Annotated in this window: 19 protein-coding genes; 14 read left to right on the top strand and 5 right to left on the bottom strand. The window is 63.1% G+C overall.

The genetic code is table 11. The features are described 5' to 3' along the window. Positions 1-20 precede the first annotated feature (20 nt). The 11 genes from tolB (at position 21) to FHS81_RS05515 (ending at position 14,836) form a co-directional block, all read left to right on the top strand. Entirely contained in the window at positions 21-1,379 is a 1,359-nt protein-coding gene (tolB, locus tag FHS81_RS05565) for a Tol-Pal system beta propeller repeat protein TolB (RefSeq protein WP_428982437.1), read from the top strand. 50 nt (positions 1,380-1,429) lie between these two features. Then, positions 1,430-1,936: a peptidoglycan-associated lipoprotein Pal gene (gene pal / locus FHS81_RS05560; RefSeq protein WP_183751048.1), complete on the top strand. Its 507-nt coding sequence runs from the start codon at positions 1,430-1,432 to the stop codon at positions 1,934-1,936. A 179-nt stretch (positions 1,937-2,115) separates the two neighbouring features. Beyond that, a complete protein-coding gene (gene ybgF, locus FHS81_RS05555) occupies positions 2,116-3,123 on the top strand; it encodes a tol-pal system protein YbgF (RefSeq protein ID WP_183751047.1) in 1,008 nt (335 codons plus the stop codon). Positions 3,124-3,181: 58 nt separating this feature from the next. Continuing rightward, positions 3,182-4,276 (top strand): tRNA lysidine(34) synthetase TilS, encoded by a 1,095-nt coding sequence (gene tilS / locus FHS81_RS05550; RefSeq protein ID WP_183751046.1) that lies wholly within the window; start codon positions 3,182-3,184, stop codon positions 4,274-4,276. Between the two features lie 273 nt (positions 4,277-4,549). Further along, entirely contained in the window at positions 4,550-6,469 is a 1,920-nt protein-coding gene (gene ftsH, locus FHS81_RS05545; protein WP_183751282.1) for an ATP-dependent zinc metalloprotease FtsH, read from the top strand. A gap of 21 nt (positions 6,470-6,490) precedes the next feature. Continuing rightward, positions 6,491-6,754 carry a hypothetical protein gene (locus tag FHS81_RS05540; RefSeq protein ID WP_183751045.1) on the top strand — a complete coding sequence of 88 codons (264 nt, stop codon included), beginning with the start codon at positions 6,491-6,493 and terminating at the stop codon, positions 6,752-6,754. A gap of 51 nt (positions 6,755-6,805) precedes the next feature. Continuing rightward, positions 6,806-8,167 (top strand): phosphoglucosamine mutase, encoded by a 1,362-nt coding sequence (gene glmM / locus FHS81_RS05535; RefSeq protein WP_183751044.1) that lies wholly within the window; start codon positions 6,806-6,808, stop codon positions 8,165-8,167. A gap of 337 nt (positions 8,168-8,504) precedes the next feature. Beyond that, entirely contained in the window at positions 8,505-9,263 is a 759-nt protein-coding gene (locus FHS81_RS05530) for an outer membrane protein (protein WP_246374759.1), read from the top strand. Positions 9,264-9,656: 393 nt separating this feature from the next. Beyond that, on the top strand, positions 9,657-11,969 hold the full coding sequence (locus tag FHS81_RS05525; RefSeq protein WP_183751043.1) for a DUF3141 domain-containing protein: 2,313 nt from the start codon (positions 9,657-9,659) through the stop codon (positions 11,967-11,969). Positions 11,970-12,106: 137 nt separating this feature from the next. Then, positions 12,107-13,528 carry a bifunctional enoyl-CoA hydratase/phosphate acetyltransferase gene (locus FHS81_RS05520; RefSeq protein WP_183751042.1) on the top strand — a complete coding sequence of 474 codons (1,422 nt, stop codon included), beginning with the start codon at positions 12,107-12,109 and terminating at the stop codon, positions 13,526-13,528. Between the two features lie 87 nt (positions 13,529-13,615). Continuing rightward, positions 13,616-14,836, top strand: a complete 1,221-nt coding sequence (locus FHS81_RS05515) for an acetate/propionate family kinase (protein WP_183751041.1) — start codon at positions 13,616-13,618, stop codon at positions 14,834-14,836. Between the two features lie 165 nt (positions 14,837-15,001). Here the strand turns inward: FHS81_RS05515 and FHS81_RS05510 are convergent, their stop codons facing one another. The 3 genes from FHS81_RS05510 to FHS81_RS05500 form a co-directional block, all read right to left on the bottom strand. Continuing rightward, positions 15,002-15,385, bottom strand: coding sequence for a YkvA family protein (locus FHS81_RS05510; RefSeq protein ID WP_183751040.1), 384 nt, complete (start codon positions 15,383-15,385; stop codon positions 15,002-15,004). Positions 15,386-15,575: 190 nt separating this feature from the next. After that, positions 15,576-16,628 (bottom strand): aldo/keto reductase, encoded by a 1,053-nt coding sequence (locus FHS81_RS05505; RefSeq protein ID WP_183751280.1) that lies wholly within the window; start codon positions 16,626-16,628, stop codon positions 15,576-15,578. Positions 16,629-16,660: 32 nt separating this feature from the next. Further along, positions 16,661-17,281 (bottom strand): arylesterase, encoded by a 621-nt coding sequence (locus tag FHS81_RS05500; RefSeq protein ID WP_246374757.1) that lies wholly within the window; start codon positions 17,279-17,281, stop codon positions 16,661-16,663. 359 nt (positions 17,282-17,640) lie between these two features. Here FHS81_RS05500 and FHS81_RS05495 point away from each other — a divergent pair, with 359 nt between their 5' ends. Both FHS81_RS05495 and FHS81_RS05490 read left to right on the top strand, forming a co-directional pair. Next, complete coding sequence (locus tag FHS81_RS05495; RefSeq protein ID WP_183751279.1) at positions 17,641-18,327, top strand: ABC transporter ATP-binding protein; 687 nt, start codon at positions 17,641-17,643, stop codon at positions 18,325-18,327. Further along, a complete protein-coding gene (locus FHS81_RS05490; RefSeq protein ID WP_183751038.1) occupies positions 18,324-20,870 on the top strand; it encodes an ABC transporter permease in 2,547 nt (848 codons plus the stop codon). Before FHS81_RS05495 ends, FHS81_RS05490 begins: the two co-directional genes overlap by 4 nt. A 37-nt stretch (positions 20,871-20,907) precedes the next feature. Here the strand turns inward: FHS81_RS05490 and FHS81_RS05485 are convergent, their stop codons facing one another. Continuing rightward, the gene (locus tag FHS81_RS05485) at positions 20,908-21,426 is read right to left on the bottom strand and encodes a hypothetical protein (RefSeq protein WP_183751037.1); all 519 of its coding nucleotides are present in this window, start codon (positions 21,424-21,426) and stop codon (positions 20,908-20,910) included. 448 nt (positions 21,427-21,874) lie between these two features. On the opposite strand from FHS81_RS05485, the gene FHS81_RS05480 reads away from it, so the two are divergent. Then, complete coding sequence (locus tag FHS81_RS05480; RefSeq protein ID WP_183751036.1) at positions 21,875-22,660, top strand: Bax inhibitor-1/YccA family protein; 786 nt, start codon at positions 21,875-21,877, stop codon at positions 22,658-22,660. 116 nt (positions 22,661-22,776) lie between these two features. On the opposite strand, the gene FHS81_RS05475 is transcribed toward FHS81_RS05480, so the two are convergent. Further along, positions 22,777-23,232, bottom strand: a complete 456-nt coding sequence (locus FHS81_RS05475) for a DUF2794 domain-containing protein (RefSeq protein WP_246374755.1) — start codon at positions 23,230-23,232, stop codon at positions 22,777-22,779. Positions 23,233-23,838: the final 606 nt, after the last annotated feature.

Below are 23,838 nucleotides of genomic sequence, written 5' to 3'. Positions count from 1 at the left end.
AACTTTTCTGCCAGAGGCCCATGAGGTTCCAGACCGAAAGATATTCGACGATGAAGACGATCGCCCTGCTGTCCCGATTCGCTGCCGCCTTGCTGGCGTTGGCATGGTTCGGTCTCGCCGCGCCCGGTGCGCGGGCGGAGATCTCGATCACACTCAACAGCCCGACCTTTGCCCCGCTGCCGATTGCGGTCGCCCCCTTCTCGGGTGATCCGGAGGTTGCGTCGGGCATTACGGAGATGATCACCAACAACCTGCGTCGCATCGGCTATTTCGCGCCGTTAGAGCCTGCCAGTTTTCCGCAGCAACAGGTGGATTTCGACGGGTTGCCCGATTTTCCGGCCTGGCAGACCGCCAATGCGCAGGCGCTGATCACGGGCCGCGCGGTTCGTGAGGGCGGCGGGCGCATCCGCGTCGAGTTCCGCCTGTGGGACGTGTTCGCCGGGCAGCAGCTTGCCGGGCAGCAGTATTATACGGACACGGCGAATTGGCGGCGTATCGGCCATATCATCTCGGACGCGGTCCTCACGCGCATCACCGGCCTCAAGGGGATGTTCGATACGCGGGTGGTGTTTGTCGATGAGACGGGTACCAAGGAAAAGCGCCGCAAGCGTCTGGCGGTCATGGACCAGGATGGCGCCAATCTGCGTTACCTGACGCGCGGCGAGGAACTCGTCGTGTCGCCGCGCTTCTCGCCGGTATCGCAGGAAGTCGCGTTCATGTCGCAGCGTCCGAACGAGCGTACGCGTGTGCAGCTTCTCAACATCGAGAGCGGCCAGCGGGAGATCGTCGGCAGTTTTCCGGAAATGACGACCAGCCCGCAGTTCACGCCGGATGGTCAGCGCATTGCGCTCAGCCTCCAGCAGGGCGGTAACGCCAATATCTACAGCATTGCGCCCAAGGCGCGGACGACCACGCGCATCACCTCGACCAACGCCATCGACACGTCGCCGTCATACTCGCCGGATGGCAGCCAGATCGTTTTCGAATCGGATCGTGGTGGCGGAACCCAGCTTTACGTCATGAACGCGGATGGCTCCAACCAGCAGCGTATCTCGTTCGGGGAAGGACGTTACAGCCAGCCTGTGTGGTCACCGCGCGGAGACTACATCGCCTTCACCCGCTCGCGCGCCGGCCAGTTCGCCATCGGCATCATGAAGCCCGACGGTTCGGGCGAGCGCATCCTGACCGAAGGCTATCATAACGAGAGCCCGACGTGGGCGCCGAACGGGCAGTTCGTGATGTTCTTCAGCGATCCCGGTGGAGAGGGCGGCGGCCGTCTGTATATGGCCGATGTGACCGGCCGTGTTCGCGTGCCCGTTCCGACGCCGTCTTATGCATCCGATCCGGCCTGGTCGCCACTGGTGAGCGACCTGCGCTGATATCGTAACCCATTTACTGATCTGATTATCGTTCTTCAGGAGAAGTCATTATGTTTGGCCTCAAGGTTTCTGCCGGCTTCAAGGCGGCTGCCATACTCTCGGCGACGCTGGCGCTCGGCGCCTGCGCCTCCAACAAGACAGACCAGGCGGGTGCTGGCGGCGTTTACGGCGCCGGCGCATCCACACCCGGTTCGGCGCAGGATTTCGTCGTCAATGTCGGCGACCGCGTGTTCTTCGAAACCGACAGCACCAACCTGACCTCGACCGCCGTGGCGACGCTCGACAAGCAGGCCGGCTGGCTGCAGCGCTATCCGCACTACACCTTCCTGATCGAAGGTCATGCCGACGAGCGCGGCACGCGTGAATACAACTACGCTCTCGGCGCTCGCCGCGCCCAGACGGTGTACGATTATCTCGTGTCGCGCGGCGTCCAGTCCAACCGCATCCGCGTCGTGTCTTACGGCAAGGAACGCCCGGTCGCAGTCTGCAACGACATTTCCTGCTGGTCTCAGAACCGCCGTTCGGTGACGGTGCTCGACCGCCCGGCTGGCTCGTAAGCAGCCTCGGTCGTCAATATTCCGCCCCGGCAGGCGTGAGTTGCCGGGGCGCATCGCCCATGCAAAAAGCGCTTTATCCGGGCGCAATAGTTTAAACTGACGCGGTGATCGGTTTCGGGTAAAAACATTATCCGTGATCGGCCGATCATGAATTCCGCAACGGACGAGGTTCTTTGCTGATGACCGCACGTCGTTTGATTTTTTCCCGCGCAGGGTTGGCGCTCGCGGCGCTTCTGCTGCCGGTCGTATTGCTCATGGCCTCGGCCGGGCAGTCGGCCGCGCAGGATGCATCCGAGTTCTTCCTGCGCCTCAACCGGCTGGAAAACCAGGTGCGCGAAATGTCGGGCACCGTTGAAAAGCTCGAGTTCGAGAACCGCCGCCTGCAAGAGCAGCTCAAGCGCTTTCAGGAGGATGTCGAGTTCCGTTTCCAGGAGTCGAGCGGGGCAGCCCCCGCGAAACAGAAACGCTCAGACATTACGCCCGCTGACCCCCGATCCGACGACGTCGGGGGCACGCAGCAGGTTACGCAGACCACGACGCCGGCACAGCCGGCGTCGTCCATTTCTGCCGGACGCGCAGCCGAGTCGGCTTTCCCCGATGGCGCGGCAGGTGAAGAGCCGTTTTCACCGCCGGTGCTGGCGTTGCCGCGCATCGACACTCCCGCGATGTCGACGCCGCTGGAGCCGGGTGGGGCGGGCGCCCCTCTTGACCTCGGTGCTGTCGGCCTGGCTGCGACACCGCAGGCTCCCGAGGTTCCGGACACGGGCGTTGTGGCCGATATTCCCTCCGTTGCCGCGACGTCGCCGGGCGATCCGCAGGCCGGTTTCAGAAATGCGGAGGCATCGTTGCGCCGGCAGGACTTTGCCGCCGCCGAGATGGAATTTCGCGAGTTTCTACAAAGCCATCCGCGTGACAGGTTGACCCCGGAGGCGACGTTTCTGCTCGGTGAAAGTTATTTTTTTCGTGGCCGTTATCGTGAGGCGGCCGAACAATATCTTCGCGTAACCACTGCCTTCCCCAACAGTCCGCGTGCACCTGAGGGCATGCTCAGGCTTGGCATTTCGCTCGACGCGCTTGGCGCTCGCGATCAGGCCTGCGCGACTTTGGCTGAAACGCTTCGCAAGTATCCCAATGCTGGCCCGGAAGTGCGCGAAGGTGTTGCCCGCGCTCGCGCCCGATGCGCATGAGCGCCGTGCGCCCAATCGTCTTTCCGCGCTGATCGCCGTCGCCATTTGAGCCGGCTTCATGACCGAATTTTGCAATAACACGCCGTTATTGACCCGCGACCCGCGCTTGCTGCCGTTCGATTCCATCGCGGACAGCGAGATCGAGGAATTATTCGCGCTGCTTGCCGATGCGCCAAAGCTGGTGCTCGCCGTGTCCGGCGGTCCTGATTCGGTTGCCCTGATGTTGCTCGCGGCACGATGGTCGGCCCTTCGCGGGACGCCCGCCGTCGTTGTTGCCAGCGTGGATCACGGTTTGCGGCCATCCGCTGCCGGAGAGGCCCGGGCGGTGGTCGCGCTGGCGCAGTGGCTTGGATTTGAGGGCCGGGTGCTGACCTGGCAAGGAAACAAGCCGCGAAGCGGCATTCAGGAGGCCGCCCGTGCTGCTCGCTACCGGCTGCTCGCAGATGCAGCGTATGCGGACGGGGCGAGCCATGTCGTAACCGCGCACCATCGCGACGATCAGGCCGAAACGGTGCTGATGCGCCTTTCCGGTGGTAGCGGCATCGGCGGATTGTCGGCGATGCGGCCAGTGGCGGAGATGCCGGAAACGCGGATTCGTCTCGCCCGCCCGCTTCTGGGCCTGCCCAAACGCCGGTTGATCGCGATCACGGATGAAGCCGGGGTGCAGGTGGTTGACGACCCTGCCAATCGAGATCCGCGATTCGCGCGCGCCCGGCTCCGCGGCCATGAGGCTGAACGTTCGGTGCTTGGCTTGACGCCCGAGAGACTGACGCGGCTGGCTGCACGCGCCGCGCGGGCCGAAGATGCGCTCTCCACAATCGCAGCCGGGCATTATTCGACGTTGGTTCAGGATGATCGTGGCCATCTGACGGTATCGTCCGATGTCTGGCGTGAGCCGGAGGAGATCGTCCTGCGGGTGCTGGCGCTGGCTTTGATGCAGGTGACCGGCGTGAATCGGCCTGTGGCGCTGGAAAGGCTTGAGCGGCTTGGCGGCGAAATGCATGCGGCCCGGCGTGCCGGTGCGGCGTTGCGCCGCACGCTGCATGGGGCGACTGTGCGCCTCTCAAGCGCCGGAAAGATCGATATCGCGCCCGAGCCGCCACGCTTGCGGGGGAGGGCTGGCCGGGGTGCGGGGCCGATCGGTGACGAATGACTGTTCGATTCACGCATTATTGCTGACAAGCGCCACTGCGAGACCTTGGCAAGAGCGGGCGGTATGCCTAAATTACGCGGGAATGCGCAGCAATCCGGGAAAGATGTGCGCGTCAGCGCCTGTCCGTCGGAAAGGCGGTGTGCTTTCCGGGAAGAATAATCCAGCGCCGGACCGGAGTTCGGGCCGGACCTGGTGTCGGGACGGGGCCGTTATCGACACGAGGCGTTATCGACAATCGCGGCCTCTTAACCTTGCGGGATGACAGATAACAAGATGAACCCCAATTTCCGGAATTTTGCCCTGTGGGTCATCATATTCCTGCTGGTGCTGGCCTTGGTGAGCCTGTTCCAGAACCCCGGACAGCGCAGCAGCAGCAATGAGATTCCCTATTCCCAACTCCTGAGCGACGCTGAGGCGGGCGGCGTTTCCGCCGTGACCATCGCCGGGCAGGAAATCACCGGCACCTACAAGACCGGCGGTACCTTCCGCACCTATGCGCCTTACGATCCCGGCCTTGTTTCGACGCTGTCGGAGAAGGGCGTGCAGATAACCGCGCGTCCGCCGAACGATTCGACGCCGTGGTTTGTCGCGCTGCTGGTCAACTGGCTGCCGCTCATCGTTTTCATCGGCGTGTGGATATTCCTGTCGCGGCAGATGCAGAACGGCGCCGGCCGCGCCATGGGCTTCGGCAAGTCCAAGGCCAAGCTCCTTACCGAGGCGCATGGACGTGTGACGTTCGAGGATGTCGCGGGCGTCGAGGAAGCTAAGGAAGACCTCCAGGAGATCGTGGAGTTCCTGCGCGATCCGCAGAAGTTCCAGCGCCTTGGTGGCCGCATTCCGCGCGGTGTCCTGCTCGTCGGCCCTCCCGGCACCGGTAAGACGCTGATCGCCCGTGCCGTGGCGGGTGAGGCGAACGTGCCGTTCTTCACCATCTCCGGTTCGGACTTCGTTGAAATGTTCGTCGGTGTCGGTGCATCGCGTGTGCGCGACATGTTCGAGCAGGCGAAGAAGAATGCTCCGTGCATTATCTTCATCGACGAAATCGACGCTGTCGGACGTCACCGCGGCGCCGGTCTGGGCGGCGGTAATGACGAGCGCGAGCAGACGCTCAACCAGCTTCTGGTGGAGATGGACGGCTTCGAGGCGAATGAAGGCGTCATCATCATCGCCGCCACCAACCGGCCGGACGTGCTTGACCCCGCGCTGCTGCGTCCCGGTCGTTTCGACCGTCAGATCGTGGTGCCGAACCCCGACGTCGCTGGTCGCGAGCGTATCCTGCGCGTGCATGTGCGCAAGGTGCCGCTGGCGCCTGATGTCGACCTGAAGACGATTGCACGCGGCACGCCCGGCTTCTCCGGTGCGGACCTGATGAACCTCGTCAATGAGGCAGCGCTGCTGGCGGCGCGGCGCGGCAAGCGCATCGTCACCATGGCCGAGTTCGAGGACGCCAAGGACAAGGTCATGATGGGCGCGGAGCGCCGCACCCTCGTCATGAGCGAGGACGAAAAGCGCCTCACCGCTTATCATGAGGCCGGCCACGCCATCGTTGCACTCAACGTGCCTGCAACCGATCCGGTACACAAGGCAACGATCATTCCGCGCGGACGTGCGCTCGGTATGGTCATGCAGTTGCCCGAGCGCGACAAGCTCTCCATGAGCTACGAGCAGATGACCTCGCGGCTGGCCATCATGATGGGCGGACGTGTGGCGGAAGAGATCATCTTCGGCGACGACAAGGTCACTTCGGGCGCATCGTCCGATATCCAGCAGGCCACGCGCCTTGCACGGGCTATGGTGACGCAGTGGGGCTTCTCTCGTGAGCTTGGTACTGTGATGTACGGCGAGAATCAGGACGAAGTGTTCCTGGGCATGTCCGTCGGACGTCAGCAGAACGTGTCGGAAGCGACCTCGCAGAAGATCGACGCTGAAATCCGTCGCTTCGTCGAGGCCGGTTTGCAGGAAGCGCGCCGCATCCTCACGGAGAAGCGGGACGATCTTGAAAAGCTTGCGCAGGGGCTGCTCGAATATGAGACGCTCAGCGGAGACGAGATCGTCAAGCTGATCGCCGGTCAGCCGCCGGTTCGCGACCCGAGCGATCCGACGCCGCCGCGTGGTTCGCCGGTTCCTTCCGCCGGACGCAACCGGCCCAAGGATGAGCCGGGGCAGGGGCTGGAACCGCAGCCGCAATCCTGACGAACCGCCGTCAGGCGGCGTATGACGAAACGTGAGATAACGGCCGGAGAAATCCGGCCGTTTGATTGCGAGGTCTCCCGACTGTCCTGCCTGAAAGCCATATTTCCTGCAAATCTCGGATCTCTGGATGTTTATGGCCACCATCTGCTGACGGTGCATCGCGCATTGGCTCTGATGAAGGCGTTTGATGATACATTTGTCTATAATTCTTGTATTGCCAGCAAGGCCCCTAAAGTTGTCAGGCTATCGCGTCGTGCTTTTTATCGAAATGGCGAGAGATCATGAGCCCTTTATTCGACGCGACGGCGGCACGATAGCGAACCAGTGGAAAGACATATGACGCGCAGCTATTTTGGAACCGACGGAATTCGTGGACGCGCCAATGCAACGATCACGCCTGAACTGGCTCTCAAGGTGGGACAGGCTGCCGGGCTTGCATTTCAGCGTGGCGATCACCGTAACCGCGTCGTTATCGGCAAGGATACGCGGCTTTCCGGTTACATGATCGAGAATGCGCTTGTCGCCGGCTTTACGTCCGTGGGCATGGATGTGCTGCTGCTCGGCCCAATGCCGACCCCTGCGGTCGCGATGCTCACCCGCTCGATGCGCTGCGATCTCGGTGTGATGATCTCCGCCTCTCACAATCCGTATGAGGACAACGGCATCAAACTCTTCGGCCCCGATGCCTACAAGCTGTCGGATGAAGTGGAAACGCAGATCGAGGGACTGATCGATACGGGGGTCGGCGACCGGCTTGTCAGCCCGGCGCGCATGGGCCGCGCCAAGCGTATCGAGGGTGTACACGCGCGCTATATCGAATTCGCCAAGCAAACGATTTCAGCCAATGGCCGCACGCCCGGAAAAGGGCTCAACCTCGAAGGGCTGCGCATCGTGGTGGATTGCGCCAACGGTGCGGCCTATCGCGTTGCGCCCGAGGCGCTTTGGGAGCTTGGTGCGGAAGTCATCGCAATCGGTGTCGAGCCCGATGGCTTTAATATCAACCGCGACGTGGGATCGACTTCTCTGTCGGCGCTGATCGCCAAGGTGCATGAAACGCGGGCCGACATCGGCATCGCCCTTGATGGCGATGCAGACCGCGTGATCGTCGTGGATGAAAAGGGGCAGGTCGTTGACGGCGATCAGCTCATGGCTGCCATCGCGACGCTCTGGAAGGAAGATGGCCGCCTGTCGCGTCCGGGTATCGTGGCCACGGTGATGTCCAACCTTGGGCTGGAACGCTATCTGCGCGGCATCGGTCTCGAACTTGCCCGCACGGCGGTTGGCGATCGCTACGTTCTGGAGCGGATGCGAGCCGATGGATATAATGTGGGCGGCGAGCAATCCGGCCATGTCATCCTGAGAGATTATGGCACGACGGGTGACGGTCTCGTTGCTGCCTTGCAACTGCTGGCTGTGATTCGCCGCCGTGACCGGCCGGTGAGCGAGGTCTGTCACCTGTTCGAGCCGCTGCCGCAAGTGCTGAAAAACGTGCGCTTCGCCAAGGATGCGCCTTCCGATGACGTGCTTTTGCCGGTTATCGAACGGGCGCGTGAGCGTCTTGGAGATGGTGGGCGACTTCTGGTGCGCCCATCCGGGACGGAGCCGGTGATCCGCGTGATGGGCGAAGGCGATAATGGCGATCTGGTCAATTCGGTCGTGGACGAGATTGTCGATGAAATTTCCCGGGCTGTTGCTTGACGCGCTGCGCAAGCGCGGGCACCGCGTATGTAGTTAATGCAAGGAGCGCCAGCCATTCTCACGGATTTCAAGGATGGCTGGCGCTTTGATTTTTCTATTTTTCAATAACTTGCGGTCGATATAGTCCGTCCGCCGCGCCCGCAGCCGGCTTCTGCCTCTTTCTGCATTCACTGCCGGTTGGGGGAGACATGTATTTGTATTTGAACGATCTTCATCGTTGTGAAGGCGGCTCCGGCCAAAACGCGTTTTACGGTTAATTCGTTATTAACCATGTTCGTTGACAGTGGCCCGCGTGTTCGCGCCGTTTGGGCGAGGGACGGCGCAGGGGCTGTGGCGGATGACGTTTCGGAATTTTCTCTTCGGCAGTGTGGCGGGTGGTTTGGCGGCTATGCTCTGCATCGCGCCGGCCAGCGCGGACGAGGTTCCGTTGCGCCTTCATCCGGCCGAGTGGAACGGGGAGAATGCCGCCGCCGGGCCGATCGAGGACGTCTCGCTGCCCGACGCGCCGGACCTCGATACCATTCCGTTCTTTGCTGCCGGCGATAATGGTTTTTATCTGCGGGCCGATGCCGGTTTCGGCTCGCTCACGGCTGGCAAGGCGCTGACGGCGAACGGCCGTTTCTCTCCCGGCTTGTCGGGAGGGGGGATCGCCGGTATCGGCGCGGGTTATCGTTTCGCGCATGTCCTGCGGGCGGATATCACGGCGGAATACCGTTCACGCACCAATATCCGAACTGCCGATGGTGCGCGCGCGCACATCTCCGGTGCCACCGTGCTCGCCAATGTCTATGCCGATCTTGGCACCTGGTATGGGGTAACGCCCTATGTCGGGGCCGGTGTCGGCGCCGGCTGGAACGGGTTGTCGGTCGACGGTGCGTTTGGCGGAAACGGGAACCGCGCGGATCTGGTCTGGGCGGTTGGCGGCGGTTTCGCCTTCGCGGTGACGCCGCAGGCGAGTATCGATGTGGGATACCGCTACCTGCACACCGGCACGCGCCGCTCCGCCGCGCTCGCCTTGCGGGAAAGCGGCTCGCACGATCTGCGGATCGGCCTGCGCTGGAACTTCGGCGCCGGGGCCTCCGCGGAACTTCCCTGAAGCTTGATTCATTAATATTCTAAAAATGTTGTTTCGATGCGAGGCCATTGTTTCGCGTCGTTGCAGCGTTTTGCTTTTCTCCTGATCCATGAAACAGGAAAAGCCCTCCATATCGCACCGGCTGTCATGTCTTCGTTATTGGCATGTGGCAAAGACTCGCCCAGACGGAGACCATATTATTATGGCCTCACGGGACACTCATCATTCAAAGCTGTAACGGTCGATGCCGCCGGCCTGTGGATGTGATAGAATCGACAGCGATGCGCCCCGTATATCGTATCGCTTCAGCAGCCATTGCCAGCTCCCTGAGAGGGAGCTGGCTTCGCGCATACGGGCGCGTCGGGAGGGCAGGCAACCGGCCTGTTACCCGCAATGATGGATGGAGTGCAGGACATGACGCAGGTAAATGATACGCTGAATGACCGGATCGCGCTGACCGAGAAAATCGTGGACCAGCAGCTTGCCGCCGCCCGCCGGATCGGCAACAATCTGTCTGACGCAGCCAGCACCATCGCGACGACCCAGGCCAACGAGGCTCTCGATCGCACCGCCCGTACCCAGCAGGCGCTCAGCTCGCTCACCCCGCTCGATTTCGCCAAGGAATGGGCGGAGTACGTCGTCGATGCCGCCGAGCGCTCGGTGCTTTACCTCGACGTGCTGCGCCAGCGCGGCGACAACTATCTCGCACACGAAGCAGCCGGCCTGCCGCCGGTGCTCGACTTCCAGTACGAAACCATTATCGATGGCCGTTCGCTGCCGCGCCCGGTGAACTACTCGCTGCTGCGCATCCTTCCGCCGGAAGGCACCGTCATTGATGACGAAAAGCGCCCCTTCGTGGTGATCGATCCGCGCGCCGGCCACGGTTCCGGCATCGGCGGCATGAAGCCCATGAGCCAGGTTGGCGTGGCGCTGCGCGCCGGTCACGCGTGCTACTTCGTCGTGTTCCGCCCGAAGCCGGAGCCGGGCCAGACCCTTGCTGACGTGTGCGAGGCCGAGGGCGCGTTCCTCAACGAAATCGCCGAGCGTCACCCGAAGGCGCCGCGCCCGGTGGTGATTGGTAACTGCCAGGGTGGCTGGGCCAGCATGCTGCTCGCCGCCTCCAACCCGGAGAAGATCGGCGCTGTCGCCATTTCCGGTGCGCCGCTGTCTTATTGGTCCGGTCCCGAGGGCCGCAGCCCGATGCGCTACTCCGCCGGCCTCAACGGCGGTATCGTGCCGGCGCTGTTCTCGTCCGATCTCGGCAACGGCCTGTTTGACGGCTCGGCGCTGGTGACGAACTTTGAGAACATGAGCCCCGGCAACACTTGGTGGAAGAAGTATTACAACCTCTACGCCAAGGTCGACACCGAAGGCCCGCGCTTCCTGGACTTCGAGCGCTGGTGGTCGGGCTTCTTCTTCATGAACGAGGCCGAAATCCGCTGGATCGTCGAAGATCTGTTCGTCGGTAACAAGCTGGGCACGGGTACGTCCAGGCTGGGCCACAAGAACATCGACCTGCGCGACATCGAATGCCCCGTGATCGTGTTCGCCTCTGTCGGCGACAATATCACCCCGCCGCAGCAGGCCCTGAACTGGATCGTCGACCTCTACGGTTCGGCCGAGAACATCAAGGCCCGCGGCCAGCGCATCATCTACATCGTTCACCAGTCCATCGGCCATCTCGGCATCTTCGTGTCCGCGAAGGTCGCCGGCCGTGAGCACGATGCCATCGCCGGCACCATCGAGGCCATCGAGGCGCTGGCGCCCGGTCTCTACGAGCTGGTGCTGGAAGACGGTCCCGAGCGTCTGCACATCAGCCTTGAGCCGCGCACCATCGACGACATCAAGGCCATCGATGCCGGCCCGGACGACAACGCTGCTTTCGCCGCCGTGGCACGCTACTCGCAGCTTGGCGCTTCGTTCTACGAACTGGCGGTGCGTCCGCTCGTGCGTTCGGTCGTGACGCCGGAAAGCGCCGACCGTTACTTCAAGTCGGCCTGGCCGCGCGTGCAGCGCGTCGCCGTCTCCGACGAGAACCCGCTGGTTGCGCCCGTCGCCGGCATCGCCGAGCAGGTGCGCGAAAACCGTCATCCGGTCAGCAAGGACAACGCGTTCTTCGCCCTGCAGAACGTCTGGGCGGATGCGATTGAGAACGCGCTCGACGGCTGGCGCGACGTGAACGACGCGATGAAGGAACTTACCTTCCTGTCGATCTACACCACTCCGTGGATGCAGGCTGTCGGCAAGGAAGAGCTGCGCCGCCGCGCCGCAGAGAGCGACAACACCGAGACCGATCTGCGTGCCCGTACGGAAGTGCAGGAAATCCTTGCCCGCGTGGACAAGGGTGGCTTCGCCGAAGGCGTGGTGCGTATCCTCATCATCCTCGCACAGGCTCGCGGCAACGTGCGCCGCACGCGTCTGGCCCGCTCGGCCCAGATCCTGACCCGCTCCGCGCCGTTCGACACGCTGAGCGAGCAGGCTCGCGCCCACCTCATCCACGAGCAGAGCGTGATCGTGGAACTGGAACGCGAACAGGCGCTGCTGACGCTGCCCGACCTGATCAAGGACCCGGCCGAGCGCAAGCGCGCCATCGATCTCGCCATCGAGATCGCCGGCCCGACCCGTGAGGAAATCGATCCCGCCGCGCTGATCGCGCTGCAGGAAGTGGAAGAAGCTTTCGCCGCTGCAAAGCCCGCAAAGCCGGTTGCGGTCGCCGCCGCCGAGTAATGCTCGCCTTCGGGGGGCTTCCGTCGGGAAGCTCCCTTCCAACCCTTTCTCCGGCTGGCCGCACGCGGCGGGCCGGAGATTTTCCCAAGGAGCGGGATTTGTCCCCGGAAGCGGGATTTTCCCAAGGAGATTGAACGATGTCGAGCAATACCGTTCGCAACACCACCTGGGACGAACTGAAGGTGGGTGACGAAGCCTCCGTGGAACGCACGGCCACGGCTCAGGATTTCTACCTGTTCGCCCACGTTACGGGTAACGTCAACCCCGCCAACCTGCCCGGCAACGAAGACAAACAGCCTTCCGCCCCTTCCATGTGGATCGGCTCGCTGATCTCGGCGGCTCTCGGCAACCGTCTGCCCGGCCCCGGCACGCTCTATCGCGTGCAGAACCTGACGTTCCACAAGCGCGTCCGCCTTGGCGACAAGGTCATCGCCTCTGTCCGCTGCACCGAGAAGCTTGAGAAGCCGCTGGCTACTTTCGAGACCCGCGTGACCAGCGTCGACGGCGACCTGCTGGCCGAAGGCCGCGCCGAGGTCGAAGTGCCGCTGGAGCGCATTGAGGCCGATACCAACGCGCTGCCGGAACTGATCCTCGACGAGCATGACCACTTCGGCAAGCTGGTGGCGCGCGCGGCGCAGCTTCCGGCGCTGCCGACCGCCGTCGTCTCGCCCGACGACCACAATTCGCTCGGCGGTGCGGTTCTGTCGGCCCAGAAGGGCCTGATCGTTCCGATCCTCATCGGTGAGCGCGCCGCCATTGAAAAGGCTGCCGCCGAACTCGACGCCGACATCAGCGGCTATCGCCTGATCGAGGTGGACGGTCACCGTGCCGCCGCCGCCAAGGCGGTTGAGCTGATCAACACCGGCGAAGCCCGCGCCATCATGAAGGGCAACATCCATTCTGACGAGCTGCTCGGCCAGGTGGTGAAGCGCGACGGCGGCCTGCGCACCTCGCGGCGCATCAGCCACACCTTCGTCATGGACGTGCCTACCCTCGATCACCTCCTGTTCATCTCCGACGCGGCCATCAACATCGCGCCTGATCTGGTGACCAAGGTCGACATCACGCAGAACGCCATCGATCTGGCCATCGCCTGCGGGGTCAAGCAGCCGCGCGTGGGTGTGCTGTCGGCAGTGGAGACGGTCAACGTCAACATCCCGTCGACGCTCGACGCGGCGATCCTGTCCAAGATGGCCGATCGCGGCCAGATCCGTGGCGGCATCGTCGACGGCCCGCTGGCCATGGACAACGCCATCGACACGGAAGCCGCGCGCACGAAGGGCATCACGTCTCTGGTGGCCGGCAAGGCGGAAATCCTCGTCGTGCCGAACCTTGAAGCCGGTAACATGCTGGCCAAGGAGCTGACCTTCGTGGGCCGCGCCGAAGCTGCCGGCCTCGTGCTCGGCGCCAAGGCTCCGGTGATGCTGACCAGCCGCGCCGACAATGACCGCGCCCGCCTGGCTTCGGCCGCGCTGGCCCAGTTCTATGACTACTGGCGCACGAACGGGCGTCCGTTCGAAGGCGATGCGGACGTGGTCGTGGCCAAGGCCGCGGAATAATTGCTGCAATGGGCCGGCCTCTCGGGCCGGCCCTTTTTTATCTGCCCCTATTACCTGATGACCGTTTTTTCCCGAAGGAACGACTTCATGTCCAAGACCCTTATCGTGCTGAATGCGGGCTCTTCCTCCATCAAGTTCGTCGTGTTCGACGTAACCGAAGGCAAGCCGGTCAATCTGGCCACCGGGCAGATCGAGGGCCTGGGCGCCTCTGCCACTGTTTTCTCCGCCAAGGACGGTGAGGGCCAGTCGTTTGGCGAGCGGAACTTCGACAAGGCTTCCGGCGGCATCTCCAACCACGCCGAGGGTGTGGACGTGATCCTGCGCTGGATCGACGAAACGTTCCCCGGCAGCGAGGTTGTGGCTGTTGGCCACCGCGTCGTGCACGGCGGCGTGCGCTTCACCAAGCCGGTCAAGATCGACGACACCGTGATCGCCGAGCTAGAAAAGCTGATCCCGCTCGCACCCATTCATCAGCCGCACAACATCGCCGGCATCCTTGCCGCGCGCGAGGCGTTTCCCGGTGTGCCGCAGGTGGCGGTGTTCGACACCTCGTTCCATCGCGGTCACCCGTTCTATAACGACACGTTCGCCATCCCGCGCGAGTTCTACAACGAAGGCGTGCGCCGCTACGGCTTCCACGGCGTGTCCTACGAATACGTCACCCGCCGCATGAAGCAGATCGCGCCGCTGGATGCGGAAGGCCGCGTCGTCATCGCCCACCTCGGCAACGGCGCCTCCATGTGCGCCGTGCGTTATGGCCACTCCATCGCCTCGACCATGGGTTTCTCGGCACTCGACGGCCTGCCAATGGGCACCCGCTGCGGTAACCTCGATGCCGGCGTGCTGCTCTACATGCTCGACCAGAAGGGCTACAGCTCGTCGGAAATCCGCAACATCCTGTACACGAAGTCGGGTCTGCTCGGTCTCTCCGGCCTGTCGCAGGACATGCGCGACCTCGAAGCCTCCGACACGCGCGAGGCGCGGGAAGCGATCGATTACTTCGTCAACCGCGTGCGCCGTGAAGTGGGTGCTCTGTCGGCAGCTCTCGACGGTCTGGACGCCATGGTGTTCTGCGGCGGTATCGGCGAGAACTCCTGGCGCGTGCGCGAGCGCGTGCTGCAGGGCATGCAGTGGATCGGCATCGACCTCGACGAGGAAGCCAACCACCGCAATGCCCGCCTCATCTCCTCGCCGCTGTCGCGTGTACGCGTCTACATCGTGCGCACCAACGAGGGCCTGATGATCGCCGAGCACACGTTGGACGTGCTCGGCCTGCTGGTGAAGGATGTGCAGCAGGCGGCTGAATAAGCCCTGCTCACAACGTTATAAAACGAAGCGCCCATTCCGGCTTTTCCGGAATGGGCGCTTTAAACTTTAAGCCGTGCTTTGATCTGCGCCAGAGCAGTTTGCGTTCAAGTCAATTCATCGAATTGGGCGCAAGGTGCAGCGAAATATAGAATCCGGAACAAGCGCTCAACCCTTGCGGGACTTGTCGAGAATCTTGCGGGCCTTGTCGCGGTGCTCGGGCTTGATCGCGCCTGCGACGGTGCCGACGAGGGCTGCCAGAACCGCCATGTCGTCCGAATAGCCGATCAGCGGCAGGATATCGGGCAAGGCGTCAATCGGCATGATGAAATAGCCGAGACCGCCGAGCAGGGCGTAACGCACCTTCGGCGATGTCTGCGGATCTTTGGCGCAGACGAAAGCGGCAACCAGATCTTCCGCAAACGGCAGGTTGTTGACCACGCGTTTCAGCGAAGACCAGAACTTGCGCGATACGCTGGCCTCGTCACGCGCCGCGCGGCGCATGGCGTCCATCTCCTTTTTCGTCAGCGGGCGGGCCAGAAAATCGGCCATCGTATATGTCTCCATTCGGACGCATCTTGCGGCGGACAGATTCCGTCGAAAATGCATGTAATGATGACGATGGCTGCAAGCAAGCAGAAGCTTTACCTTTATAGATTAAAGCAATTCTAAAGAAAGCCAGAGTCGCTGCATATCTAAAAAGATAAAGCATTTCTGCTGTTAGATGAAAAGTGGAAAAGTCCTATGGCGTGGGATTGCTGTTCAAAAGGTGAATCGCGTCGATGCGCTCTTCGATCTCCGGTGTGATGGCGATTTCAGCGGCATCGATATCTGCTTCAAGTTGCGCCAACGATGACGCGCCGATGATGACGGATGCGACGAACGGGCGTGTATGCACGAAGGCGATGGCGAACTGGGCAGGGTCCAGACCCAGTTCATGGGCCAGATCGACATAGGCGTTGAATGCCGCCTCGGAACCTGGCGTCTGATAGCGGTTCAGACGGTTGTAGAGTTGTTTGCGGGAGCCAGCGGGCAATGCCCCGTCGCGATACTTGCCAGTGAGATAGCCCTGCGCCAGCGGCGAATAGGCCAGCAAGGACACGTCCTCTCGCAGGGCGAACTCGGCAAGCCCCACTTCGAAGGTGCGATTGGTCAGCGAATAAGCGTTCTGAATGGACTGCACGCGCGGCTGGCCATGCCGCTCGGAGAGATTCAGGAAGCGCGACACGCCCCACGGAGTTTCGTTGGACAGGCCAACATAACGCACCTTGCCGGCTTTCACGATTTCATCCAGCGCAGCGAGAGTTTCGTCGATCGGCACCTCGTTCACGGTGCCGCGCGTGTCGCGGAAGATGGTGTGGTTGGAGCCGAAATAGGCGAAGGGCCGGTCGGGAAAGTGAAGCTGGTAGAGGTCGATATAGTCGGTTTGCAGGCGTTGCAGGCTCTTGTCGACGGCTTCGAAGATCTGCTTGCGCGAAAGCTCCGTGGTGGAGCCGTCATCGCGATACCACGTGTTCTGCGTGCGGCCGATAACCTTGGTGGCGATGGTGACCTTGTCGCGGTTGTTGCGGGCCTTCAGCCACGTGCCGATGACACGCTCGGTGTTGCCCTGCGTCTCGGCCTTGGGGGGCGTGGAATACATCTCCGCCGTGTCGAGAAAATTGATACCGCGCTCCAGCGCGTAATCAAGCTGGGCGTGGCCCTCGGCCTCGGTGTTCTGGTCGCCCCATGTCATGGTGCCCAGCGCGATGCTGGGAATGGTCAGGTCCGTGCGGCCAAGCTTGCGGTAGACGATCGACATGTCAACTCCGGCGGGGTGTGGTGAAGTCAGGGCGCGGCGGTGACGCCGGCGATGAAACGTTCGACGGTGGGCAGGATGCGCTCCACGATAACTTCCACGCCGGCCGCGCTGGGATGCAGGCCGTCCGGCAGGACGAGAGGTGCGTTTCCAGTTACTCCATCGAGAAAGAAGGGGTAAAGCACGAGATCGTGCTTGCTGGCAAGGTTCGTGTAGATGCTCTCGAAGCGGTTGGCGTAGTCCTGCCCCAGGTTTGGCGCGGCGAACATGCCTGCCAGCAGAACGGCGATGCCGCGCTCCTTCAGCCGGGTGATGATGGTGTCGAGCGCCTTTTCCGTCACGGCCGGATCGACGCCGCGCAGCATGTCGTTGGCGCCCAGTTCCAGAATGACGGCCTGCGTGCCGTCGGGCACGGACCAGTCGAGACGCGCAAGGCCGCCGCTGGCGGTGTCTCCTGATACGCCGGCGTTGGCGATGGTGACATAGTGTCCACGGGCCTTGAGCGCAGCCTCCAGCACCACGGGGAAGGCGGCGGTTTGCGGCAGGGAATAGCCCGCGGTCAGGCTGTCGCCCAGCGCGACGATGCGCAGCGGCGGGGTATTATCCTGCTGTTGTGCTTGCGCCATCTGCGGGGCAGCGGTGAGAATCATGGCGGCCATTCCCGTAACCAGAGCCAGAGCCGACAGTGTCCGCCGGGAGAAAGCAGCGCACAAGCCTCGTGATGCATGTGCGTTGTCGGGCTGCCGTTCACGAGGATGTTTGGGCGACAAATTTCCAAACACGCTTATATGTCGAAACACACTTGTCAGCACGCCAGCCTCCATGTTGCAGATGCGTTATGCCGTCAACATGGATATATAATCGTGTAAATGCAAAGCCGGCCGGTTGCCCGTCAGCCAGTTGGCCGCCAGCCAGAAGGTCGAGCCGATCCATGACGTCTTCCCCTGCGACCGTCACGTCCCTCACCGGGGGGCACGCGCCCCTGCCTGCGGATGAGGAGCAGGCCCTCATGGTGCGGCTGCGCTCGGTGCGGCTGAGCCTCGGACATGGCGCGGCACGGGTCGAGGCGCTGAAAGGCGTGTCCCTGGACGTTGCCCACGGCGAGGCGGTGGGGCTCGTCGGGCCGTCCGGGTCCGGCAAATCCAGCCTGCTGATGACGCTGGCCGGTCTCGAACGGGTGGAATCGGGCAAGGTGTTCATCAATGGTTTCGACATCACGGAGCTGGATGAGGATCAGCTGGCGCGCTTTCGCGGCAAGTATATCGGCATCGTGTTCCAGTCTTTTCATCTCGTGCCGACGATGACGGCGCTTGAAAATGTCGCGCTACCGCTGGAGCTGGCCGGCGCGTCCGACGCCTTCGACAGGGCTGCGAAGGCGCTGGAGCGTGTGGGCCTCAAGGCGCGCACGGGGCATTACCCGGCGCAGCTTTCCGGCGGCGAGCAGCAGCGTGTGGCTATCGCGCGGGCTGTCGTCGGCAGGCCGCCGCTCATCGTGGCCGATGAGCCCACCGGCAATCTTGATGAGGATACAGGCCGCGCTATCGTGGAATTGCTGTTCTCGTTGCGGCGTGACGAAGGCTCGACGCTGGTGCTGGTGACGCACGATCCCGACCTTGCGGCCCGATGCGACCGCACGGTGCGGCTGCGCTCCGGGCTAGTGGAATATCCGCTTGCGGACACGGATGCTTCGGAATGAGCGTGCGGCTTCCTCTGGTGCTGCGGCTGGCCTTGCGCGACATGCGCGGCGGGCTGCGAGGTTTCGGCATCTTCCTTGCCTGTATTGCGCTCGGCGTCGCCGCCATCGCGGGGGTCGGCTCGGTGGCGCGCTCGTTGTCCGAGGGGCTGGCACGCGAGGGCCGCACCATCCTTGGCGGTGACGTAGCCGTGACGCTGACGCAGCGCGAGGCGACCGGCGAGGAGCTGGCCTTCCTGCGCGCGCAAGGTGCGCTGTCGCACGTCACGGATTTTCGCGCCATGGCCGTTGCGCCGGATGGCGAAGCAGCGCTGGTTGAGGTGAAGGCGGTCGATGACGCATACCCGCTTGTGGGCACGCTCGACACCGCGCCCGCCGCCGATGGCGATGCGCCGTTCGCGGGGGAGGGAGAGCGTTTCGGCGCGGTAGCAGACCCGGCCCTGCTGGCGCGTCTCGGCCTTGGCGTGGGGGATGTGCTGCGGCTCGGCAATCTTGACCTCGTTATCAAGGCAGAGCTTGTCAGCGAGCCGGACAAGATCGCCACCGGCGTCGGCTTCGGTCCACGGTTGATGATCTCGCATGAGGCGCTGGCGCGCACGGGCCTTGTGCAGCCGGGGAGCATCATTAGCCACGTGTATCGGCTTGTGCTGCCCGGTGGTGAGCTGGACGATGCGGCGCTGGCGCGTTTCACCGCACGGGCGGGCGATGCTTTTCCCGATGAAGGCTGGCGCATCCGTGACCGGCGCGAGGCCGCGCCGCAGTTGCAGCGACGCATCGACCAGTTCACGCAATACCTGACGCTTGTCGGCATGACGGCGTTGCTGGTGGGCGGCGTCGGTGTGGCGAACGCCGTGCGCGGCTTCACGGACAGGCGGCGCACCACCATGGCGACGCTGAAGGCGGTTGGCGCTTCCGGCGGCGTCGCGGTCGCGGTGGCATTGACCGAAGTGATGATGATCGCCGCTATCGGCATCGTCATCGGGCTGGTCGTGGGCGCGCTCATGCCGTTCATCGTGGTGTGGGTGGCGCAGGATGTACTGCCGCTGCCCATTGTACCCCGGCTTGCGCCGTTGGAACTGCTCGCGGCCGCCCTCTATGGCGCGCTGGCGGCGCTGGCCTTTTCGCTGGGCCCGGTGGGGCGTGTGCATGACGTGCCGGTGGCGGCGCTGTTCCGCGATCATGTCGACGCCGCGCAAGCCCGTCCGCGTTTGCGGTATCGTCTGGCGGCGGCAGGGGCGGGCGTGTTGCTGATCGTCGTGGCGTTGGCGCTGGCGCATAATGTGCGCGTGGCGGCGATTTTCCTCGTGGCGGCGGCCATTGCTTTCGGCCTGCTGCGGCTGGTGGCCATCGGCACCATGCGCGCCGCGCGGGCGCTGCCGCATACGGCCAATCCGACATGGCGGCTGGCGCTGGCCAATCTGCACCGGCCCGGCACACTGACGCCGGCGCTGGTGCTGTCGCTGGGCCTTGGCGTGACGTTGGTGGTGACGCTGGTGCTCGTCGATGCCGGCCTGCGCCGCGAGTTGACGCGCTCACTGCCGGAGCGCGCGCCCGCGTTCTTCTTCCTCGACGTGCAGGCGCAGGAGGCCGACGCGTTCGCGCAATATCTGGACGGGGCCGTGCCCGGCAGCACCATCGAGCGTGTGCCGATGATGCGCGGACGTATCATATCGCTGAAGGGCATCCGCGCGCAGGATTATACCTCGCCCGAGGAAGTGGCCTGGGTGCTGGAGGGCGATCGCGGTATCACCTTCGCGGATACCCCGCCCGAGGGCAGCAACATCCTTGCCGGGGACTGGTGGCCCGCAGATTATGACGGCCCGCCGCTCGTGTCGTTCGATGCCGTTATCGCGGAGCAGCTTGGTCTCGGCGTCGGCGATGCGGTGGTTGTCAATGTGCTGGGGCGCGAAATCCCTGTCACTATCGCCAACCTGCGGTCGGTGGAGTGGCGCTCGCTGGGCATCAACTTCGTCATGGTGTTTTCACCCAATACGTTCGCGGGCGCGCCCTACACCGTGCTCGCGACGCTCACCGAACCGGCAGGCGCGGAAGCGGGCGGCAACCTGACGCTGGTGCGGGAGATCGCCGCCCGCTTCCCCGCCGTGACCAGCGTGCGGGTGCGCGACGTGCTGACGGCGGTGAACGACATGGTTGGCCAGCTTGCCGTGGCCATGGCGGCGGCCAGCGCGGTGGCGCTGATCGCCAGCGCGCTTGTGCTTGGCGGGGCGCTGGCGGCTTCGCACCGGGCCCGGCTTTACGACGCCGTCATCCTGAAAACGCTCGGCGCGACCCGTGGCCGATTGCTGCGTGCCTATGCGCTGGAATATGGCCTGCTGGCGTTGGTGTCGGCGCTGTTCGGGTTTCTGGCGGGTTCGGCGGCGGCAATGGTGATCATGACGCAGGTCATGCGCCTGCCGGCTGATTTCGTGCCCGGCCCCGCCATCGTCGCCGCGCTGATCGCGGTCGCCGTGGCGGTGACGCTGGCGCTTGCCGGCACATGGCGCGTCCTCGCCCAGCGGCCCGCCGCCTATCTGCGGGAACGGTAGGTGTGGGGTGTGGGTTTAACGGGCAGATTCTCGCTGCCTAACACATCCACATCATTCCGCCGCGATTGGCATCAGCCGTGACAGTGCTCGGCTGATAGCATCTCGATTTATACTCGCTGTAGCTTTCGCCGTTGCGGCCACCACTGCCGCCACCGCCGCCGCCGAGAATGCCTCCTGCTATGGCGCGGGCGAGGCCGTCATACATCTGCTCCTGCTGCTTTGCGCGCTTGCGGGCGGCTGCATCTTCACGTGCGAGCTTTGCTCGGCCTGCCTTGGTTTTGGACAGTTCGGCACGGCGAAGCTGCTCCCGCCTGGCAGACTCCGCAGCACGGCGGCGGGCATCGGCGGCTTTCTGCTGGCGAATGCCCTCGTTGAGCAGGCCCAGTCCCATATCGACCGCACCGCGCGGATTGACGCCGCCATTGCCGAAAATCGCTCCCAGATTAGGAAGGCCCTGCGCATTTGCCGGCCCGGCGGGATGGACGACTGCGGCAGTCGCGGCGATGATAGCCGAAACAATAAACCGGCGTAATGTCGCAGTAGAGTGTCGCTTCATTCAGATCTCCTGATCGTGGCTATCTCTTCAAACACACACTTTTCCATGCCGGACATCGATGCTACTGACAGTTTCGGCAGGTTCCGATCAGATGACGCGGTAATAAAGCTGCTGGCATGATCGGATGTTGGAAGAGTTGGCCGTGATTGCATAAAATTCAGGTTTTATGTTTAGTTGGCGTGCGACTGGTCTTTCAAGGAATGCTTGGGAAAAGGTCGTAAAATTGGAAAAGATGCGGAATCCTGAAATACAATCAGCCTGTTATGCGGGATCTTCAGGTGTGTAGGGCTGGCGCGTATCGCGTGGGCCTGTGGCGGGCGATGCGACATCGACCGGGATTCATTGCCGCTGCGCCTGTCCGGTTGACTTGTATTGACGGTTGATGCGGGCCATATTGGCGATAACGTCCGTATCTTTCGGACACTATTTCTCTCGGGAGAGAATCATTATGTCGAACTGGAACCGCAACGCACCGGCCTATGGGCAGGGTGCGGCCCGGGCTGGCAGCGCGGAGCTCGATCAGGGCCTGCGCGCGTTCATGCTCGGCGTTTACAACAACATGGTGCTTGGCCTCGCCATCACGGGTCTGGCGTCGCTTGGCGTTTTCATGGCCGCTGTGACCAGCGATCCGGCAAGCGCTGTGGCAAGCATCGGCGGTGGCGTTTTCCTGACGCAGTTCGGGTACACGCTGTTCGCCACGCCGCTGAAGTGGGTGGCGATCCTCGCGCCGCTTGCGATGGTGTTCTTCATCAGCTTCCGCATCGCGAAGATGCAGGCCAGCACCGCCCGGATGCTGTTTTTCGTCTACGCTGCGCTGATGGGCGTGTCGATCTCGTCGATCTTCCTCGTCTATACGCAGTCGTCCATCGTGCAGGTGTTCTTCATCACCGCCGCTGCCTTCGGTGCGCTCAGCCTCTATGGCTACACGACGAAGCGTAGCCTGTCGGGCATGGGGTCGTTCCTGATCATGGGCCTGTTCGGCCTGATCATTGCCTCGGTGGTGAACATCTTCCTGCAGTCGAGCGGCCTGCAGTTCGCGGTGTCGGCCATTGGTGTGCTGATCTTCGCCGGCCTGACCGCCTACGACACGCAGCGCATCAAGGAGATGTACTACGAGATGGACGGCGGCGAGATCGCGGCCAAGAAGTCTGTGCTCGGTGCGCTCAGCCTGTACCTGAACTTCATCAACATGTTCATGTTCCTGCTGCAGCTCTTCGGCCAGCAGCGTAACTGATCTCAGGCGTCGATGCGGGTGGGCAAGCCCCACCCGGAACTTGCGATGATGACGAAGCCCCGGCGGTGACGCCGGGGTTTTTGCATTTCAGGGGTTGAGTGCCATTTCCACGAGGATCAGCGGACGATTTTCAGTGGCTTGTCGAGGGCGGCGAGCACGCGCCCCAGATCGCCGCCGCGCTTGAGAATGAAGCCGGAAGCCGCGATGGCGGCATATTCGCCCTGTCGCCGTGCAAGGCGCGGCGTCTTTTCGATGCGGTAGAGCGGCACTTCCGACGAGCGGCGATAGATCGAAAAGATCGCCTGATCGCGCAGAAAATCCATGGCGTAGTCGCGCCACTCCCCGGCTGCGACCTTGCGTCCGTAGATGCCGAAAATCAGTCGCAGTTCCGCTTGGTTGAAGGTGACCGGGCCTGCATATGCCTGCTGGGACGAGCTGGACGCGGCATTCGTCTGGGTGCGGAGCGGAATGACGGCGGCGCGCATTGTCTCGCGGCGAGAGGGGGCGTCTTGAGGGCTTGTCGCCATCGATGCCGTGGTCTGCTCGGGATCACCGCCTCCCGCTTCACTCAATCCGCTTCCCTCCAGCCATTCGGTTTCCGCCAGACTGTCTTTCTGCTTTATCGAACAGCCAGACAATCTGAATGATGGCCGCCGCACCGCCCGTATGCAAGCCCCATGATACAAGCGGGGCGCAGAAAGGGACGCAATATCCGGATGATTATGTCGGGTGAGCCGACGGATTGTCTCGACATGATCACGCGGACGTCGCGCCAGTGCCGTGATCTGGCCCCATTCCGCCGTCAGATTAATACCTGTCATCTGGACGGTCTGGCGGTTCGATACGCTGAGTTTCATAGCCCCCCAGCCCCTTCGGCGAGTCCCACCTGCGAGACCGTCCGGATCGACATTGCGTCAGTTTTTCCAGCTTTATTGTTTCGGTTGCGTAACACGCCGCCAGCCCGGCCCGGATCTTCGGGGCGGGTTTCGGCGTTTGTCACTACCTCTGCGGCCGTCCGGCAAAAAAAGACAGATATTGCATATAATAAGCGGTGTTGGCCGGAATGGACACTTTCTGGGCACGACAAGATCGTCTATGCTGCCGACGGCGCTCGGATGTTTCCTGGAAGCGCTATAACTTATTGGCCGGGTACGCTTTATTGACCTGAAGCGCTGCCC

It is taken from the genome of Pseudochelatococcus contaminans, assembly GCF_014195635.1.
Taxonomy (GTDB): Bacteria; Pseudomonadota; Alphaproteobacteria; order Rhizobiales; family Beijerinckiaceae; genus Pseudochelatococcus; species Pseudochelatococcus contaminans.
The sequence above is the reverse complement of the archived record's forward strand: the minus strand, read 5'-3'. Positions and strand labels throughout refer to the sequence as shown.

Coding starts and splice junctions, on each gene's coding strand:
- FHS81_RS05485 (WP_183751037.1), bottom strand. CDS start 21,426: ATGAAGCGACACTCTACTGCGACATTACGCCGGTTTATTGTTTCGGCT.
- FHS81_RS05480 (WP_183751036.1), top strand. CDS start 21,875: ATGTCGAACTGGAACCGCAACGCACCGGCCTATGGGCAGGGTGCGGCC.
- FHS81_RS05520 (WP_183751042.1), top strand. CDS start 12,107: ATGTCGAGCAATACCGTTCGCAACACCACCTGGGACGAACTGAAGGTG.
- glmM (WP_183751044.1), top strand. CDS start 6,806: ATGACGCGCAGCTATTTTGGAACCGACGGAATTCGTGGACGCGCCAAT.
- FHS81_RS05540 (WP_183751045.1), top strand. CDS start 6,491: ATGACGAAACGTGAGATAACGGCCGGAGAAATCCGGCCGTTTGATTGC.
- FHS81_RS05500 (WP_246374757.1), bottom strand. CDS start 17,281: ATGATTCTCACCGCTGCCCCGCAGATGGCGCAAGCACAACAGCAGGAT.
- FHS81_RS05515 (WP_183751041.1), top strand. CDS start 13,616: ATGTCCAAGACCCTTATCGTGCTGAATGCGGGCTCTTCCTCCATCAAG.
- tilS (WP_183751046.1), top strand. CDS start 3,182: ATGACCGAATTTTGCAATAACACGCCGTTATTGACCCGCGACCCGCGC.
- FHS81_RS05525 (WP_183751043.1), top strand. CDS start 9,657: ATGACGCAGGTAAATGATACGCTGAATGACCGGATCGCGCTGACCGAG.
- tolB (WP_428982437.1), top strand. CDS start 21: ATGAGGTTCCAGACCGAAAGATATTCGACGATGAAGACGATCGCCCTG.
- ftsH (WP_183751282.1), top strand. CDS start 4,550: ATGAACCCCAATTTCCGGAATTTTGCCCTGTGGGTCATCATATTCCTG.
- ybgF (WP_183751047.1), top strand. CDS start 2,116: ATGACCGCACGTCGTTTGATTTTTTCCCGCGCAGGGTTGGCGCTCGCG.
- FHS81_RS05510 (WP_183751040.1), bottom strand. CDS start 15,385: ATGGCCGATTTTCTGGCCCGCCCGCTGACGAAAAAGGAGATGGACGCC.
- FHS81_RS05495 (WP_183751279.1), top strand. CDS start 17,641: ATGGTGCGGCTGCGCTCGGTGCGGCTGAGCCTCGGACATGGCGCGGCA.
- pal (WP_183751048.1), top strand. CDS start 1,430: ATGTTTGGCCTCAAGGTTTCTGCCGGCTTCAAGGCGGCTGCCATACTC.
- FHS81_RS05490 (WP_183751038.1), top strand. CDS start 18,324: ATGAGCGTGCGGCTTCCTCTGGTGCTGCGGCTGGCCTTGCGCGACATG.
- FHS81_RS05530 (WP_246374759.1), top strand. CDS start 8,505: ATGACGTTTCGGAATTTTCTCTTCGGCAGTGTGGCGGGTGGTTTGGCG.